At 63.7% G+C, this 17,571-nt stretch carries 14 protein-coding genes; 5 read left to right on the top strand and 9 right to left on the bottom strand.

Going from position 1 to position 17,571, the window contains the following annotated elements; genetic code table 11:
- Nucleotides 1-149: 149 nt before the first annotated feature.
- Nucleotides 150-875 (bottom strand): phosphatase PAP2 family protein, encoded by a 726-nt coding sequence (locus VA602_RS09995; protein ID WP_054893831.1) that lies wholly within the window; start codon nucleotides 873-875, stop codon nucleotides 150-152.
- 189 nt (nucleotides 876-1,064) lie between these two features.
- Here VA602_RS09995 and colR point away from each other — a divergent pair, with 189 nt between their 5' ends.
- The 5 genes from colR to VA602_RS10020 all read left to right on the top strand — a co-directional run bounded on the left by colR (nucleotide 1,065) and on the right by VA602_RS10020 (nucleotide 4,831).
- The gene (colR, locus tag VA602_RS10000) at nucleotides 1,065-1,748 is read left to right on the top strand and encodes a two-component system response regulator ColR (protein WP_054893830.1); all 684 of its coding nucleotides are present in this window, start codon (nucleotides 1,065-1,067) and stop codon (nucleotides 1,746-1,748) included.
- On the top strand, nucleotides 1,738-3,057 hold the full coding sequence (locus tag VA602_RS10005) for a sensor histidine kinase (protein ID WP_054893829.1): 1,320 nt from the start codon (nucleotides 1,738-1,740) through the stop codon (nucleotides 3,055-3,057). Before colR ends, VA602_RS10005 begins: the two co-directional genes overlap by 11 nt.
- A 151-nt stretch (nucleotides 3,058-3,208) precedes the next feature.
- On the top strand, nucleotides 3,209-3,889 hold the full coding sequence (locus VA602_RS10010) for a class I SAM-dependent methyltransferase (RefSeq protein WP_112899077.1): 681 nt from the start codon (nucleotides 3,209-3,211) through the stop codon (nucleotides 3,887-3,889).
- A gap of 7 nt (nucleotides 3,890-3,896) precedes the next feature.
- Nucleotides 3,897-4,595 (top strand): lipopolysaccharide kinase InaA family protein, encoded by a 699-nt coding sequence (locus VA602_RS10015; protein ID WP_054893827.1) that lies wholly within the window; start codon nucleotides 3,897-3,899, stop codon nucleotides 4,593-4,595.
- Nucleotides 4,595-4,831: a hypothetical protein gene (locus VA602_RS10020; protein ID WP_054893826.1), complete on the top strand. Its 237-nt coding sequence runs from the start codon at nucleotides 4,595-4,597 to the stop codon at nucleotides 4,829-4,831. Before VA602_RS10015 ends, VA602_RS10020 begins: the two co-directional genes overlap by 1 nt.
- Nucleotides 4,832-4,877: 46 nt before the next feature.
- On the opposite strand, the gene VA602_RS10025 is transcribed toward VA602_RS10020, so the two are convergent.
- The 8 genes from VA602_RS10025 to VA602_RS10060 form a co-directional block, all read right to left on the bottom strand.
- Nucleotides 4,878-7,961 carry a multidrug efflux RND transporter permease subunit gene (locus VA602_RS10025; RefSeq protein WP_323453141.1) on the bottom strand — a complete coding sequence of 1,028 codons (3,084 nt, stop codon included), beginning with the start codon at nucleotides 7,959-7,961 and terminating at the stop codon, nucleotides 4,878-4,880.
- 13 nt (nucleotides 7,962-7,974) lie between these two features.
- Nucleotides 7,975-9,105: an efflux RND transporter periplasmic adaptor subunit gene (locus VA602_RS10030; RefSeq protein ID WP_063545992.1), complete on the bottom strand. Its 1,131-nt coding sequence runs from the start codon at nucleotides 9,103-9,105 to the stop codon at nucleotides 7,975-7,977.
- A 218-nt stretch (nucleotides 9,106-9,323) separates the two neighbouring features.
- Nucleotides 9,324-10,421, bottom strand: coding sequence for a DUF1513 domain-containing protein (locus VA602_RS10035; protein WP_153773175.1), 1,098 nt, complete (start codon nucleotides 10,419-10,421; stop codon nucleotides 9,324-9,326).
- 2 nt (nucleotides 10,422-10,423) lie between these two features.
- On the bottom strand, nucleotides 10,424-11,488 hold the full coding sequence (locus VA602_RS10040; RefSeq protein WP_151925147.1) for an imelysin family protein: 1,065 nt from the start codon (nucleotides 11,486-11,488) through the stop codon (nucleotides 10,424-10,426).
- 18 nt (nucleotides 11,489-11,506) lie between these two features.
- Nucleotides 11,507-12,934 (bottom strand): di-heme oxidoreductase family protein, encoded by a 1,428-nt coding sequence (locus tag VA602_RS10045; protein WP_323453142.1) that lies wholly within the window; start codon nucleotides 12,932-12,934, stop codon nucleotides 11,507-11,509.
- A gap of 181 nt (nucleotides 12,935-13,115) precedes the next feature.
- The gene (locus tag VA602_RS10050) at nucleotides 13,116-14,447 is read right to left on the bottom strand and encodes an imelysin family protein (RefSeq protein WP_054893820.1); all 1,332 of its coding nucleotides are present in this window, start codon (nucleotides 14,445-14,447) and stop codon (nucleotides 13,116-13,118) included.
- Between the two features lie 160 nt (nucleotides 14,448-14,607).
- The gene (locus VA602_RS10055; protein WP_063545989.1) at nucleotides 14,608-16,659 is read right to left on the bottom strand and encodes a putative bifunctional diguanylate cyclase/phosphodiesterase; all 2,052 of its coding nucleotides are present in this window, start codon (nucleotides 16,657-16,659) and stop codon (nucleotides 14,608-14,610) included.
- Nucleotides 16,660-16,966: 307 nt separating this feature from the next.
- The gene (locus VA602_RS10060; protein WP_054893818.1) at nucleotides 16,967-17,563 is read right to left on the bottom strand and encodes a superoxide dismutase; all 597 of its coding nucleotides are present in this window, start codon (nucleotides 17,561-17,563) and stop codon (nucleotides 16,967-16,969) included.
- Between the last annotated feature and the right edge of the window lie 8 nt (nucleotides 17,564-17,571).

A 17,571-nucleotide genomic window follows, 5' to 3' on the forward strand; every position in this document is an offset into this window, starting at 1 on the left:
AAGACAAGCCAGCTGCTGGCGGCATGCCAGACATGGGCGGCATGGGTGGCATGGGCGGCATGATGTAAGCCAGCCCTGGCCCTAGCTGCATGAAAAAGCCCCGCCTTGTGCGGGGCTTTTTCATGCGCGCGTGTCAGACCTGCGTCGGCTCAGGCAATGCCGCGTTCAGCCACGGTCACCCTTGCCATCCCCCTGCGATAGAGCACCAGGTAATAGCAGCCCAATCCGATCAACCAGCAGAACACGGCGGTCCAGACGTTGTGCGAGAGAAAGTGTGCGCCCTGCATCATCCGGCCTACCGATAGCACCACCCCGACACCTGCCGCGAGGGCGAAGGCACCACGTGCCAGGCGTGGCTTGCGGTCGCGCAGCACGAAGAACAATGCGAACAGGCTGAAGCCGGTCGCTGCATGGCCGCCGGGCCAGCACAGCCCTGGTTTGTCGGTCGCTGGCCGCGCTTCGAGCAGTTTGCTGTAGGTTTCCTTGCCGCCAAACTGGGTCAGGCTCCACGGGCACTGCACCGCCGTCAGTTGCTTGAGCGGCGTGACAAAACCGGTGGACAGCCCCAGGGCCAGCACCAGGCAACCCAGTTCGCGACGCCAACTGCCCAGGCGTGACCAGAAGAAACTGGCGATGAACGCCACTACCGCCAGCAGCCCGACACCGATCACCGCCTGCTTGACCCGGTCATGCAGGATGGTCTCCAGGAAGTAGCTATGGCGCCCGATGAATTGACCCACGGACGGATCGAACATCAGGTTGGCCACGTCCATGTCCAGCGATGTGGCCTCGAGCAGCAGCAGAACCAGTGCGGTAGCCAGGGGGATGCCAAGGTACAGCCAGAGGTTGATCGGGCGGGGTCGGGCGGTGTGCATGAAGGCTCCACAGGCAAGGGGGAAGGCACGAAAGATCGGGCATTTTCGGTCCGCGGCTATGCTCTGTGTGTGAAGGATCAGTGAAAAAAGCGTCAGTTACGCTGTTTTTCCACCAAGGCTGGCGATGCCTGGCCAATGGCCGTAAGCTGCGCCTGCCGCGCACAGCGAAGCGCCGCACAGGAGACCCCGATGCGCATTCTACTGGTTGAAGACAACCGCGATATCCTCGCCAACCTGGCTGATTACCTGGGCATGAAAGGCTACACCGTCGACTGCGCCCAGGACGGCCTGTCGGGCCTGCACCTGGCCGCGACCGAACACTATGACCTGATCGTGCTCGATATCATGCTGCCTGGCATCGATGGCTACACCCTGTGTAAGCGCCTGCGCGAAGACGCCCGCCGCGACACCCCGGTGATCATGCTGACCGCCCGCGACCAGCTGGACGATCGCCTGCAGGGCTTCCGTTCCGGGGCCGACGATTACCTGCTCAAGCCGTTCGCCCTGTCCGAATTGGCCGCGCGCATCGAGGCGGTGCTGCGTCGCGCCCAGGGCGGTGGTCGGCGTACGCTGCAGGTGGCAGACCTGAGCTACGACCTCGACACGCTGGAAGTCACCCGTCAGGGCAAGCTGCTCAAACTCAACCCGGTCGGCCTGAAGTTGCTGGCGGTGTTGATGCAGAAGAGCCCGCACGTGCTGCGCCGCGAAGTCCTTGAAGAAGCCCTGTGGGGCGACGACTGCCCCGACAGCGACAGCTTGCGCAGCCATGTCCACCAACTGCGCCAGGTGATCGACAAGCCGTTCGAAAAGCCCCTGCTGCATACCGTCCATGGCGTCGGCTATCGCCTCGCCGAGGGTCGCGATGGAGTTTAAGCAGAGCCTTGCCCAGCGCATCATCATTGCCTTTGCGCTGATGAGCGCGCTAGTCGCCGGCGCGTTTGCCTTCGGCATCGTCGCCACTGTTCACCTGGTCGAAGAACGCCTGATTTCCTCGGTGCTGGGGGGCGATCTGCAGCGCCTGCTGCGCATGGACAGCGTCAGTGACTGGAGCCACCGCCCGCGCCCTGACCAGTTGTTCTACTTCAGCGGCGGTCGCGATGATTTCGAATTGCCCAAGGACCTGCGTCACCTCGATGCCGGGTTCCACGAAGTGTTCCGCGACCAGCTCTCCTACCACGCCATGGTCGAGGTCGTGGACGGTCGTCGCTACGTGCTGCTGCAGGATCAGAGCGATTTCGAGGAGCGTGAGCGGGTGCTGTTCGCCGTGGTGGTGGTGGGCTTCCTGCTCAGCCTGGTGCTGGCGGCATTCCTTGGCTGGCTGCTGGCGCGTCGGGTCATGGCGCCGGTGATTCGTCTGGCGCGTCAGGTTCGCCATCGTGACCAGTTGCTCGGTTTGGCGCCGCCGCTTGCGCCGGACTATGCTGCCGACGAAGTCGGGCAGTTGGCGGTGGCGTTCGACGATACCCTTGGTCGCTTGCGCGATGCGTTGACCCGCGAGCGACTGTTCACCAGCGATGTCAGCCACGAACTGCGCACCCCATTGATGGTGCTCGCGACTTCCTGCGAACTGCTGATGGAGAACACCGGCCTGGACAGTCGGTCACGCGCCCAGGTGGAACGGATCGCCCGTGCCACCGAGGAGATGCGCGAGCTGGTCAAGACCTTCCTCATGCTGGCCCGGGCCCAGCGTGACGAAGGTGCGGTGGCCTCGCGGGCCAGCCTGCGCGAGGTGGCTGATGATCTGATCGGCGTGTGGCGCGACACCATCGAGCAGAAGGGCCTGACCCTCTACTACGATGGCCGTGTCAGTGCCAGCCCAACCTTGTACAACGCCACTTTCCTGCAATCGGTGATGGGCAACCTGCTGCGCAACGCAGCGCATTACACCGATACCGGTTATATCCGCCTGAGCCTCGAGGCCCGCGGTTTCAGTGTCGAGGACAGCGGCGTGGGCATTCCCGAGGAGCAGCGCGAGGCGATGTTCAAGCCTTTCGTGCGTGGCGACGAGCGGCGTGGCGAGGGGCTCGGCCTGGGGCTTTCGCTGGTGCAGCGGATCTGCGACGACCAGGGCTGGCGCGTGACCCTGACCGCCACCGCGCCCCACGGCTGCCGCTTCCAGGTAGACCTGAGCCAGGGCACCGCGCTGGCGCATGAGCAGGAAATCGACACGACACTGCAGTAGAAACCGGGGCCGTACGGCGGCCCCGATGCAGAATGTTGTGTAATGCTTCGTAAGATTTAACCCTTTCGTGTGACAGTTTTTTCACATGGCGATGACCTGATGCCAACGCTTGCCCACCTAATGTGGTCGGCATTGAGTCAGGAGATGTCCCATGCGTAGCCCTATCAAACTCGAATTTTCCGAAAAGTACGATCAGCAGCACGCCCGTGAGTACTTCATCAAGCATCAGGATGGCCTGGCCCGTCGCCTTTCCCACACGCGTGACGAGCAACTTGCTCGCCGCGCCCTGACACTGGCCGGCGAGCCGGGCCTGGTGCTCGACCTGCCATGCGGCGCCGGCCGTTTCTGGCCGCTGCTGGCAGAAAAACCCAACCGCGTGATCATCGGTGCAGACAATTCCGCTGCGATGATCGAGACAGCCTGTGCGTCGCAACCGCCAGCGGTGGTCGAGCGGGTACGCCCTTTGCAAACCTCAGCCTTTGCCATTGACCTGCCGGACAACTCGGTAGACAGCATTTTCTGCATGCGATTGTTCCACCACATCGGTGATCCGGCCCATCGCAAGACAATTCTTTCTGAATTTCAAAGAGTTAGCCGCGATAGCGTGATCCTGTCGCTGTGGGTGGATGGCAATTTCAAGGCATGGCGGCGCAAGAAGCTCGAACAACGACGCAGCGCCAAGGCGGAGCAGGACAGTTACCAGAATCGCTTTGTGTTACCTGCTGCTACGGTTGAAGAAGAATTTGTGACAGCAGGCTTCAGGATTCAGGAACGTCTCGACTTCCTGCCGTTCTATGCCATGTGGCGAGTCTATGTATTGCGAAAGGGGTGAGGGATTCATGGCAGCAACTCAGGGGCAGGTGTCGCAATTCGACTACTACTGGCAACAGCAGGGGGAATGGGTCGAGGAGCCCAATCAGCGACGTGGCGGTGAAAGTGGCGTGCAGCGCCTGGATGATGGCAACGGCCATCTGCTCTATGCTAAGCGCCAGGTCGGGCATATCTACCGCAGCCTGCTGCACCCCTTCGGCCGCCCCACGGTATTGCGCGAGCTGGACGCCCTGAACAGCTTCGAGCAGTTGGGAGTGCGGGTGCCGCGCATCGTCTTTGCTGGTGCAGAACGCGATGCCGAGCACCAGTGGCGGGCGCTGTTGGTCAGTGAAGCGCTGGATGGATTCGTCGATCTCGACACCTGGCACGCCCAGGGCGCTCGCGAGCATTACCCGCAGGTGCTGCATGAGCGCATGCTCAAGGACCTGGCTGACAACCTGGCGCGGATGCATCTGGGCCACTGGCAGCACGGCTGCCTGTACGGCAAGCATGTGTTCGTCAAGGTGAGCGGTGAAGGTGAGCAGGCGCGGGCCGAAGTGGCCCTGCTGGACCTGGAGAAGTGCCGCCGCCGCATCAGTTGCCAGCGCGCGGCCTACAACGACCTGCGCCAGCTGCGCCGCCATTCGTCGTTCAATGAAGCGGAGTGGCAAACCCTGCTCTACTTTTATGAGAGGGCGTTTGGCAGCGCTGTCAAAGGGTTAGGTTGATGAAACTAGAAATAGCTCGAGCTTTGTTCCTGGTGGCCGCGCTTGGCGTGACCAGCGTAGCCGTGGCGGCCTGGGAGGTGCCACGGCCTACCGTGTTCAGCAAGAGCGATGCGGCGGGGCAGTGCGCCACGCCGCGGGTGACAAAGCCAGAGCAGGCGCAGGCCCAGGCTCAGCCGGATCATGATCTGCTGTTGTTCCTGTTCGGGATGCGCCAGGGGCTGCGGCCGTTTGGTTGAGCCCCAGGCACGAGGCCCCGCAGACGCGGGGCCTTGTTGTTTCTGGCTAATGGGTTTGTGGTTTTTCCAGGCTTGAGGTTGTGCCGCCGCTCCCCTGGCGCTCATCCGCCACCGTCCGATGCGCCAGCAAGGTGTATACGCAGGGCAGCACGAACAAGGTGAACAGCGTGCCGATCGACATGCCGGTGGCAATCACGATACCGATGTCGAACCGGCTCACGGCGCCGGCACCCGTCGCCAGGATCAGTGGCACCATGCCGAATACCATTGCTGCGGTGGTCATCAGTACCGGCCGCAGACGGATCGCCGCGGCTTCCTCGATCGCCTCGCGCACCCCCAGGCCCTTTTCCTCGCGCAACTGGTTGGCGAACTCGACGATCAGGATGCCGTGCTTGCTGATCAGCCCGATCAGCGTGACCAGCCCGACCTGGGTGTAGATGTTCATGCTCGAGACGCCAAGAAACAGCGGCAGCAGTGCGCCACAGATCGACAGCGGTACGGTCACCAGAATCACCAGCGGGTCGCGGAAGCTTTCGAACTGTGCTGCCAGCACCAGGAAAATGATCGCCAGGGCCAGACCGAAGGTCACCCACAGGGCGCTGCCTTCCTGGACGAACTGCCGCGCGGTGCCGGCATAGTCGAAGGCGAAGCCCTCCGGCGCCTCCTCGCGGGCGATGCCGCGGATGGTATCCAGCGCCTCGCCCATGCTGACCATCGGTACGCCCTGGATGATCGCCGAGTTCAACTGCTGGAACTGGTTGAGCTGGCGCGGTCGTGCCCGCTCGCTGAGGGTGATCAGGGTCGACAGGGGCAGCAACTGGTCCTGATCGTTCTTCACGTAATAGTTGTTCAGCCAGCCGGCGTTGTCGCGGTAGGCCCGCTCGACCTGGGCGATCACCTTGTAGCTGCGCCCTTCGAGGGTGAAACGGTTGATCTCCGCCTCGCCCAGCAGGGTGGCCAGCGTTGCGCCGAGGGTATCCATCGACACCCCCATCTGCGCCGCCTTGGCCCGGTCGATATCGACCACCACTTCGGGCTTGTCGAAGGCCAGGTCGATGTCGAGGAAGGCGAACTTGCCCGAGGCCTGGGCGCGCTCCTTGACGCGCTGTGCCACTTCCAGCAGGGCTGGGTAGTCGCCTGCAGTGTTGAGCACGAACTGGAACGGCAGGCCTTCGCCAGTGCCCGGCAACGATGGCAGGTTGAAGCCGAAGATCTGCAGCCCGCCGATGTCCTCGAGCTTGGCCTGCACCAGCGGCAGCAGTTGCATCTGCGTACGTTCGCGCTCGTTCCAGGGCTTGAGCAGAAAGCCGCCGATACCGCTTTGCACACCATTGAAACCGTTGATCTGGAACGAGGAGTAATACTCGGGGAAGGTCTTGAACAGCGGTGTGAAACGGTCGGTATAGGCGTTGAGGTAATCCAGGTTGGCCGGCTGCGGCGAGCTGCTCATCATGAAGATCACCCCCTGGTCTTCGTTGGGCGCCAGCTCGTTCTGGGTGAACTTGAGCAGTACCGGGATCAGGCACAGGATGATCACGGCGAAGACGATGACCACCGGGCGGCTGTCGAGGGTGCCGTGCAGCAGGCGCTGGTAACGCACTTTCAGACGCTCGAAGATCTGGTCCAGGCGATGGGCCAGGCCTTTCTCGCTCTGCTCGGGGCGCAGCAGCAGGGCGCACATCATCGGTGACAGGGTCAGGGCCACGATGCCGGAGATCACTACCGCGCCCGCCAGGGTCAGGGCGAACTCCTTGAACAGCGCGCCGGTCAGCCCGGTGAGGAAGCCGATCGGTGCGTACACCGCCGCCAGGGTGATGGTCATCGACACCACCGGCATGGCGATTTCCCGCGCGCCTTCGAGGGCAGCGTCGAACGGCGTCTTGCCTTCTTCGATATGGCGGTGGATGTTCTCCACCACGACGATCGCGTCGTCCACCACCAGGCCGATGGCCAGGACCATGGCCAGCAAGGTCAGCAGGTTCAGCGAATACCCCATCATCTGCATGAAGAACAGCACGCCGATCATCGACAGCGGGATGGTGATCACCGGGATCAGCACCGAGCGCAGCGCACCGAGGAACAGGAACACCACGACGATGACGATCAGCACCGCTTCGCCGAGGGTCTTGATCACTTCATCGATGGAGGCCTGGATGAACAGCGTGGCGTCGTAGGCGATGGAGACTTTCAGTGCCGAGGGCAGCTGGCTTTCCAGGTCCGGCATGATTCGCCGCACCTCCTTGATCACCTCCAGCGGGTTGGCCGATGGCGTGGCCTTGATGCCGATGTACACCGACGGGATACCGTCGAAGGAGCTGACCGTGTCGTAATTCTCCGCGCCCATCTCGATGCGCGCCACATCGCCGAGCAGCACACGACTGTCGCCGACGGTCTTGACCGGCAGGGCGGCGAAAGCTTCGGCGGACTTCAGTTCGGTGGTGGCATTGACGCTGGTGACCACGTATTCGCCCTTCACCTCGCCGGCGGCAGCCAGGAAGTTGTAGCGGCGCACCGCGCTGGTCACATCGGTGGCCGAAAGGCCGAACCCGGCCAGCTTCACCGGATCGACCCAGATGCGCATGGCGAACACCTGGTTGCCGAGGATTTCGGCTTCGGCCATGCCTGGCAGGGTCGCAAGCTTGGGCTGGATGACCCGTGACAGGTAGTCGGTGATCTGCGGGTTGCTCATTTCGCTGCTGTAGAAGCTGATGTACATCAGCGCCGAGGCATCGGCCGCCTCCTTGCTCAGGACCGGGTCTTCGGAGTCCTGCGGCAGTTTGTTGCGCACCTCGTTGGCCTTGGCCAGCAGTTGGGTGAACAGGCGATCCGTATCGGCACCGATGCGCGCGTAGACCGAGATCACCGAAAAGTTCTGGCGGCTGACCGAGGTCATGTAGTCGATGCCGTCGGCACTGGCCAGGCTCTGCTGCAGCGGTTGGGTGATGTAGCCCTGGATGGTCTCGGCGTTGGCGCCGGGATAGGCGGTGGTCACCGTGATCAGGGCGTTTTCCATCTGTGGGTACTGGCGGATCTGCAGCTTGCTCCAGGCCTGGAAGCCGAGCAGAAGGATCAGCAGGCTGACCACGCTGGCGAGTACGGGGCGGCGGATGAATGGGTCGGTGAATGCCATGCCAGCCTCCGCGTCAGTGGGGGGCCGCCGCGCCTTGGGCGTCGGCGGGCGACAAGGGCGGGTCCTGGCTGATGCGTATCGCAGCGCCCGGGCTGAGCTTGAGCTGTCCGGCGGTGACCACCTGTTCGCCAGCCTGCAGCCCCTTGCGCACCACCACCACGCCATCGCGGCGCTCGCCGGTCTGTACGGTGCGCTGCTCGGCGACCAGATGTGTCTGGCCATCGTCGGCCTTCTTCTCGCCGACCACATACACCGAGTTGCCGTAGAGGGTGTAGGTGATCGCGCTCTCCGGCACCACCACCTGCAATTGCGGATCGGGCAGCAATACCAGCAGGCTGGCGAACATGCCCGGTAGCAGCTTGCCATCCGGGTTGGCCAGGGTGGCGCGCAGCAGCAGGTTGCGCGTGCTTTCCTCGACCTTGGGGTTGATTGCGCTGAGGCGGGCAGGGAAGGTCTGGCCGGGGAAAGCCGCCACCTGCACCAGCACCTGCTGGCCGAGGGACAACTGCGGTAGCGCCTGTTCGGGTACGTTGAAGTCGACGTAGAGGCTGGAGAGGTCCTGCAGCGTGGCAATCACCGTGCCGCTGGCCAGATAGTCGCCGACATCCACCTGACGTATGCCGATGGTGCCGCTGAAGGGCGCCTTCATGCTTTTCTTGGCCAGCGAGGCCTTGAGCTGTTCGACCACGGCCTGGTTGCGCCGGTACTGGGCGGTGAGGCGGTCGAATTCACCGCGGGAGATGGCCGAGTCGCCTACCAGTTGGCTGCCGCGGCCGAAATCGACCTTGGCCAGGCCCAGGTCGGCCTGCGCGGTGCCCAGCAGCGCGGCCTCCTGTTCGCTGTCGAGTTCCAGCAGCAGTTGCCCGACCTTGACCTGTTGTCCGGAATCGAAATGCAGGTGCTTTACCGTCCCGGCCACTTCCAGGCTGAGTTCGACGCCCTGCAGCGCCTTGAGGCTGCCGACCGCCGGCAGGCGTTCCTGCCACTGGCGTTGCTCGGCCTTGGCGGCAGCGACGCTGATCGCGGGCTTGGGAGCGGAAAAGACCTGGATCTGGCGGTAGATCGAAAAGGCCTTGATGCCCCCCAGGGCGAGCACGATCAGCAGCACCACGGCCAACATGATCAGCATGCGGCGGCGTAGCATGGTCCGGTTCCTTGGATGTGATTGTTATGGGTATGGCACGACCACGGGCGATCCTGCCCACGTGCGGATGAAGGCAAGTATTGACTGTTTTTCGGGAAGTGGGAGATGTATCGACTGGGCAGGCCCTATCGCAGGGCGAGCCTGCTCCCACTACCCGTGGATGCCGGACCTGTGGGAGCGGGCTTGCCCCGCGGTAGGGGCGGTGGGCCAGTGCTGAATCAGACCAGATGCAGGTGATTGTCCCAAAGCCCGGATGGCAGATTCATGGGCTGCCCGACCAGCTCTGCCTTGCGGCAGTCGTAATAGCGGCAGCGCCCCTGCCCCGAGGTGACGACGAAGCCGTCCTTCACCGCGCCGACCCCGGCGCAGTCGGGCATCGGCGCATCGAGCTTCACCGCGCCGCTGTCCAGGTCCCAGATGAACAGGCGGTTGGCCCGCGGCGCGGTCAGTGCCACCAGGCGCAGGTCACTGTGCACGGCGACACTGGCGGTGTACTGGGCCATCGACTGCAGTTGCCGCTCCGGCACCGGGAAGGCCTTGAACGCCTCGCCCGGACGCTTGATCGCCAGCAGTTCGGCGGTTTCTTCAGCACCTCCCATGAACTGCTGGCAGGCAAGGACGGTGCCGTCGTTGCCCACCGCGAGATGGCGCACGCTGTTCATCTGCTGGGCCAGCGTCTCCTTGCTCAGCAGCGTGCCATCACGCTGCATCAGCACCAGGCTCGGCTCCATGGCGTCCAGGTTCATCTCTACCCGGCTTTCGGCCTCGGTGCGGATGCCTCCGTTGGCCACCACCAGGGTTTCGCCGTCGGGCATCCAGGCCACTTCATGGGGACCGACGCCATGGGTGGGGATCTCGCCGCTGTGTACCAGGCGCTGGCCCTCGAAACGGTAGACCCCGAGCACGCCGCGCCCGGGGTCGGTGGTGTCGTTCTCGGTGGCGTACAGCCACTCGCCATCCTTGTGGATGACGGCGTGGCCATAGAAGTGCCGGTTCGGTTGCGAGGTGATCGTCTGCAGCAGACGCCCGTCGCGCAGGTCGATCAGGTAGCTTTCGGTACCTGGTCGACGGGCGACGAACAGGGCGACCGGCTGTTCGGGGTGATGAATGATTGCATGGCAACGCTGGGCCACCTGGGTGGCGAACACCTGGGTGCCGTCGAGGCGGTAGCCTACGGCATGGTGGCCGCCATCGGCGTCGTCACGCGCCGACAGCAGCAGCGGCTCGCTGCCCTTGTTGCGCAGCAGGGTCCAGCCGCCGAGCGTCAGGGCGCTGAGCAGCACGCTACCGAGTTTGAGGGCCTGGCGTCGCAGCATGATCAGTCACCGTCGTTGGCATTGAAGCCCAGCTGGATATTCAACGCCTTGGCCAGCTCGCCTTCGTGCAGGCGGTGGACGACGTTGAGGCTGTCGTAGATCTGGTTGAGGGTCTGCTTGCCGGCATCGTCGGCGAGCAGTTCGCCCAGGGTCTTCTGGTTGTCAGCCAGCAGTTTGGCAGCGCTGGCGTAGGCATCGTCGATCTTTTGCGCCAGCGCGCTCTGATCTTTACCCAGCAGACCGCGCAGACCTTTGTTGTCGACCCCGGTCCAGACGGTTTCGGCGGCCTTGAGCGAAGCCTCCAGGCTCTTGAGCGAGGAGTGGCTGCGCCAGGCTTCGGCCTGGAGCGGCTGAGGGATACCCTTGCTCTGACGGCCCATGGGGGCGCCGAGTTTCTTCTTCAGCGTGTCCAGGGCGGTGACCTGCGCGCGCAGCAGGTCGGCGATCGCTTCATGCGAGTCGGCGTAGCGCTGGTTGGGGAATTTGGTCATCTGCGACAGCATGCCATCGGTGCTGTTCCAGCTCTTGAGAATGTCTTCGGCCAGGGCTTTCTGGTGCTCGGCGATGGCCACCAGCAGCGGGCAGTAGCGGGCTTTCTGCTCTGCGGTGGCGATGTCCGGCTTGCTGTCGAAGAGGATGTACTCGTAGGCCGACAGGCCACGGACCACGACGCTGGCCTTGCCGAGGCTGTCTGCGTCGACCGGCTTGTCGCCGCTGACCAGTTGCTCGACCTGCCGGCCGACCAGGTTCTTCTTGTCAGGCCAGAACTGCACCTGCCAGGCGCGGTTGCCTTCGGCCAATGGGCCGACCAGCAGCGGCTGCAGTTCGGCCCAGGCCTTCTGCGCGTTGAGGAAGTCGGCGCGGGCGGTGTCCAGGCTCTGCTTGCCTTCGCAATAGGCCAGGGCGCTGGCGGCCAGTTGGCGGTCGGCCTCGACCCAACGGCTGTAGGTCGGCAGGATCACCTGCTGGGCGATGGCGGCGGAGGTCACGGCTTGCGGGTCCTGCGGCGAGCAGGCGCCCAGGGCGATGGCGGCGAGGCTGGTGAACAACAGTTTGGGTCGGAACATGCCCGGCTCCTTGCGCGTTTAAAGTGAGTTCAGGAAAGCCAGCAGCGCGGCGCGTTGCTCGGCATTGAAGGTCAGTACGTGACGGCGTGCAGCCTCGGCTTCGCCGCCGTGCCAGAGCACGGCCTCGAGCAGATTGCGGGCGCGGCCGTCATGGAGGAACTGGGTGTGGCCGCTGACGGTTTCGGTCAGGCCGATGCCCCACAGCGGCGGCGTGCGCCAATCCTGGCCACCGGCGGCGAACTCGCTACGGTTGTCGGCAAGGCCTGGGCCCATGTCGTGCAGCAGCAGGTCGCTGTAGGGGCGGATCACCTGGTTGGCCAGCTCTGGCTCGACGTTGTCACTACCCGTGGTGAACTGCGGTGTGTGACAGCCCTGGCAACCCGCCTGGAAGAACAGGTTCTTGCCGGCCAGCACCTGCGGCGAATTCACCTCGCGGCGTGCAGGCACCGCCAGATTGCGGGTGTAGAACGTCACCAGGCGCAGGATGTTGTCGCTGACTTCCTTTTCGCCGTCGTCACCGTCGCCGTTGGGCGCGGCGCGGCATTCGACCTGCGCCGGCGTGCAATCGTCCTCGGGCTTGAGGGTGCTGGTCAGGCCCATGTCGCCAGCGAAGGCGTGGACGTTCTGCTGGTTGACGTTGGGTTGCCCGGCTTTCCAGCCGAAGCGGCCGACCACGGTCTTGCCCTGGGCATCGTCCCAGACCCGGTTGGCGCGGCCGCGGATGCCGTCGTTGTTGCGATCATCCGGGTCTTCGTTGGCCAAAAGCGCAGCCTCCGGGATGGCCTCGAGCAGTCCGAGGCCGATCATGGGCGGGGCGACGCGGGCGGACATGCGTGTGTCCGGGTGCATCGGGCCGTAGCCGAGCTGGGTGATCTCCACGGTCGGGCGGCGCAGTTCGACCTGGTGGCCATCCTCGAAGGTGACGGTCTCGCTGTCGTAGCTGACCCGCACCTTGCCTTCCGGAGCTACGCCGGGGATCGACATGTCCTGCAGCTGCGTACCGTAGACCGGTTCGGGAACCACGCCGAGGCGTTCGATTTCCTTGATGAACTGCGGCTGGTCGGGGATCGACAGGCGCACCAGCATGGACACGGCATTGCGGGCCTCGGCCTCTGGCGGATGACCTCGGCCGTCGCGGATGTGGCAGTTCTGGCAGGCATTGGTGTTGAACAGCGGGCCCAGGCCATCGCGTGCAGTGGTGGTCGAAGGTGCGATCACCCAGGGATTGCGGAAGAAGCTGTTGCCGACGCTGAAATCCAGGCGGCGCTCGGGCGTGAGGTTGGCCGAGGGCATCGAGAAGGCGTTGCGGTCGCTGCGCAGGATCGTCGCCTTGCCGCCGGACAGCGCTTCGCCGGGCTCGGCCTGGGTGAAACGCGGAGCGTCGTCACAGGCGGCCAGGACGGTGACCATCAGCAGAAGTGGGAGTCGGGACAGCGACGAGGACATCGAGAATCCTGGGCGTGAGCGAAAAACCGGCGTGCAAGCTTAGCAAAATGGGGATGTTTGAATAAGAGCAATTTGCAATTGCCTGCTGAATCCGCTGGCGGCCCTTTCGCGGGCAAGTCGCAGCGGCTGGATATGAAAAAGGCGACCCGAAGGCCGCCCCTTTCAAACCTTCACCCTGGCATCAGAACTCGTGGTCTGCGGTGTCCGGGTTCAGGTTGTCGATGCCCAGCTTGCCGGCGGCCTGCTCGATGGCACCGGTCTGCTTGACCAGCGCGGCGATGGCGTCGCGCACCACCTGGTTGCCTGCAGCGTTATCGGCAGCGATCAGCTGGTCGTAGTGCTCGCCCTTGAGGGCGTGGTCGACGATCACCTGGATCTTCGCTTCGGTGTCCTGCAGGTCGGCTTTCAGGGTGGCGTCGGTGGCCGGGTCGACCTTGGCCACCAGCGACGACAGGCTCGGGCCGCTGACCTTGGAGCCGTCCGGACGGGTGTACTCGCCCAGGTAGATGTTGCGGATGCCCTTGGCGTCGTAGAAGTGCGACCAGTGGGTGTTATCGCTGAAGCAGTCGTGCTCGTCTTCAGGCGAGTTGGCTTCCAGCGAGACCTTCATGCGCTCGCCCGCCAGTTCGCCCAGCGACAGGCTGCCCATACCGAACAGCATCTTGCGCAGGCCATCCTTGACCGGCTCGGCTTCCAGCGAAGCGCGGTAGTTGTCGGCGACGTTCGGTGCCCAGTTGCCGACCATCTCTTCGAGGTCGCTCACCAACAGGTCGGTGACGGCTTTGAGGTAGGCGCGGCGACGGTCGTTGTGACCACCGGTGGCACCCTGGCCTTCGAGGTAGTCCGAAGCCGGACGGTTGCCTGCGCCTGGGCCCGTGCCGTTGAGGTCCTGGCCCCAGAGCAGGAATTCGATGGCATGGTAGCCGGTGGCGACGTTGGCTTCGGAACCGCCCAGCTCGTTCAGGCTGGCCAGTTTCTCGGGCGTGATTTCCTTGACGTCGACCTTGTCTTCGCCGACCTGGATCTCAGGGTTGGCGATGATGTTGGCGTTGGCAGCCGGGTTGCCCAGGGCGTGCTCGTAGCTCTTGTCGACGTAGTCGATCAGGCCTTCGTCCAGGGGCCAGGCGTTCACCTGACCTTCCCAGTCGTCGATGATGGTGTTGCCGAAGCGGAAGGCTTCGCTCTGCAGGTAAGGAACGCGGGAAGCGACCCAAGCGTCCTTGGCGGCTTTCAGGGTCTCATCGTTGGGCTTGGCCAGGAACGCGTCGATGGCGGTCTGCAGTTGCTTGGCGGTGCTCAGCGAGTCGCTGTACACGGCATGGACCATTTCGGCGTAGTGCTTGACCACGGCCTGGGCAGCAGCTTCATCGACAGCCCCAGGTGCGGCAGCAGTGCTGGCGGCAGGTGCCTGGGCTTGCGGAGCGGCGGCCTTGTCGTCCTTGCCTTCGCCGCAGCCGGCGAGAGCGATGGCGATGGCCAGCAGACTGGCGGAGGCCAGAGGCATTCGAATCATTGTTGGTTTCCCTGCGTCGTTTGGTTGGACCATGTGTTGGTAGCGCTGCACCGTGGCACGCGAAACCGCAACATAATGCGAAAGATTTGCATTTGGTGTAAAGGGTTGGCCGCGCTTTTCGTGCAAATGTCGTTTCCAGGGTCGTCAATGACGACCACGCTCAGAGTGCCGAGACCTGGTTGCGTTGGGCGTGCTTGAGGAAGGCGGTCAGCTCACGCGAGGGCAGCGGCTTGCTGTAGTGGTAGCCCTGACCCTCATGGCAGCCCTGGGCGATGATGTAGGTTTCCTGCTCGGCGGTTTCCACGCCCTCGGCGATGACCTGCATCCCGAGGCTCTTGCCCAGCTGGATGATGGCGCGAACGATGGTGGCGTCGTCATCGTCGTCCAGCAGGTCCTGGACGAAGCTCTTGTCGATCTTGATCTTGTCCAGCGGCAGCGACTTCAGGTAACTGAGCGAGGAGTAGCCGGTGCCGAAGTCGTCGATGGCGATCAGCGCCCCTGAACGGCGCAGGCTCAGCAGGTGTTGGGCGGCGGTGCTAATGTCTTCCATCAGGCCGGTCTCGGTCACCTCCAGCTCCAGGCTGCGCGGCGGCAGGCGATAGGCCTGCAGCAGGTTGTTGACCACCCGCGGCAGCTCGTTGTGGTGCAGTTGCACGGTCGACAGGTTGACCGCCATGCGCAGCTCGCTGAAACCCAGGTCGTGCCACTCGCGCAACTGGCGGCAGGCCTGGTCGAGCACCCATTCGCCGATGGCGATGATGTTGCCGTTCTGTTCGGCCAGCGGGATGAACTGGTCTGGCGGTACCATGCCCAGCTCCGGATGCTGCCAGCGCAGCAGCGCTTCGACGCCGACCACGCGGTGGTCGCGGTAGCTGATCTGCGGTTGATACACCAGGTAGAGCTGGTTGCGCGGCAACGCCTCGCGCAGGTCTTTTTCCAGCTCTCGGCGCCGACGCATCTCGCTGTCGACGCTGGCGATGTAGAACTGATAGCGGTTGCGCGAGCGGGCCTTGGCCAGGGTCATGGTCTGTTCGGCCTTTTGCAGCAGCTTCTCGGTGCTGTCGCCGTCTTCGGGGAACAGGGTGATGCCGATGGTGGCACGTAGTCGGATTTCCTGATGATCGAGGGCGAAGGGCACTTCCAGGTCGTCGAGAATGCTCTGGGCCAGCTCGGCGGCCTCGTAGGGCTGCTCGATGTTGGCTTGCACCAGGGCGAACTGGTCGCCACCCAGGCGGGCGAGGGAACCGAGGCGGCCGCTGTGGGCGCGCAGGCGGTCGGCCAGGGCCAGCAGCAACTGGTCGCCGACCTGGTAGCTGAACTGCTCGTTGATGCCCTTGAAGTCGTCCAGGCCCACGCACAGTACGGCCACACGGTGCTGCAGGCGCCCGCCATCGACGAGAATCTTGTCCAGTTGCTGTTGCAACTGCTGGCGGTTGGGCAGGCCGGTCAGGAAGTCGTACTGGGCCATGCGCTGCAGGCTGTTTTCCGCCTCGTGGCGCAAATGGGTGTTGCGTTCGATGGAGGCCAGCAACTGGTTGGCGGTGTCGACCCACAGGCCCAGTTCGTTGCGTTCGTGGCCCTTGAGTTGGGGAATCTGGTGCTGGCTGGGGCGGTCGGGGTTGATCTGGGTGAGATGCTCGATGATTTTCGACAAGGGTTTGGTCAGCAGCCAGTGGTACACGAGGTAGAGCACCAGGCCCATGGCCAGGGCGCGCAGCACGCCGGAAATGAAGATGATGACCGCGTTGACCAGAAAGCCCTCGCCATAGCTGGCGGTATCGAGGGTGATGCTCAGGTCGCCGTAGTATTCGCTGTAGGGGCCGCGGCCGACCAGTTGGGTGGTGTAGGTGCGCTCCTGGCCGAGGATCAGGTCGGTCAACCAGCGCAGGGGCATGTCCTGCAGGGGGCGGGACTTCTGCGCGAGCATGGTTTCATTGGGGTGGCCGATGGAGGCCATGCGGACCGATTCGTCCTGGAACAGACCCTCCATGACTTGCATGCCCATCTCTCGGTCGAGGCTGTAGACCGCTTGGGTGGAGGGGTCGCGGAACATGTCGAGGATGCGCTGGGCATCGTTGTTGACGGCCTGGCGGGTCTTGTAGGTGTCATAGACGATCTGCGCACAACTGAGAACGACGCCCACCGCGAGCGCCGACAGCAGCACGACCCTGAGCAACTTGACCGACAAGCTGTTCCGAAATTCCAGCTTCAATGGGGTTTCCTTAATCCATGCGCATGCCATTATTTTGCCATCAACCTTGGCAATACACTATCGACCGATTGCCGCGGCAGGCGAGGGGCCCGTCGCTGGATGCACCCTGAGTACTGTATCGGTTATGCGGCCTTGCGACTTGAATGTCCTGCATCAACTTTCCAGAAGGTTGATGTTAGCGCGCTATTGAGGGGGAGCAAGAGAGGGCGCGCGGGAGGCTTGAAAATTAGCCGTGGTTTTTCCGTTTCCTGGACCCGGGAAACAAAAAAACCCGGCCAGGGCCGGGTTTTTCAGAGCGCTGAACGAATCAGGCCTTGAAGGTCTTGCCTTCGAACTGCTCGGCAACGAACTTCCAGTTGACCAGGTTCCAGAACGCCTCGACGTACTTCGGACGCAGGTTACGGTAGTCGATGTAGTAGGCGTGTTCCCAGACGTCGCAGGTCAGCAGCGGGGTGTCGCCGCTGGTCAGCGGGTTGCCGGCGCCGATGGTGCTGGCCAGGGCCAGGGAACCGTCAGCCTTCTTCACCAGCCAGCCCCAACCGGAACCGAAGGTGCCGACCGAAGTCTTGGTGAACTCTTCCTTGAACTTGTCGAAGGAACCGAAGGCAGCGTTGATGGCTTCAGCCAGGGCGCCAGTCGGCTGGCCGCCGGCGTTCGGTGCCAGGCAGTTCCAGTAGAAGGTGTGGTTCCAGACTTGAGCGGCGTTGTTGAAGATACCGCCCGAGGAGGTTTTGACGATTTCTTCCAGCGACTTGCCTTCGAATTCGGTGCCTGGGACCAGGTTGTTCAGGTTCACGACATAGGTGTTGTGGTGCTTGTCGTGGTGAAACTCCAGGGTTTCCTTGGAGATGTGCGGCTGCAGGGCATCGTGGGCGTAGGGCAGCGGCGGCAATTCAAAAGCCATGGTGGATC

Source organism: Pseudomonas machongensis (genome assembly GCF_034961125.1).
Taxonomy (GTDB): domain Bacteria; phylum Pseudomonadota; class Gammaproteobacteria; order Pseudomonadales; family Pseudomonadaceae; genus Aquipseudomonas; species Aquipseudomonas machongensis.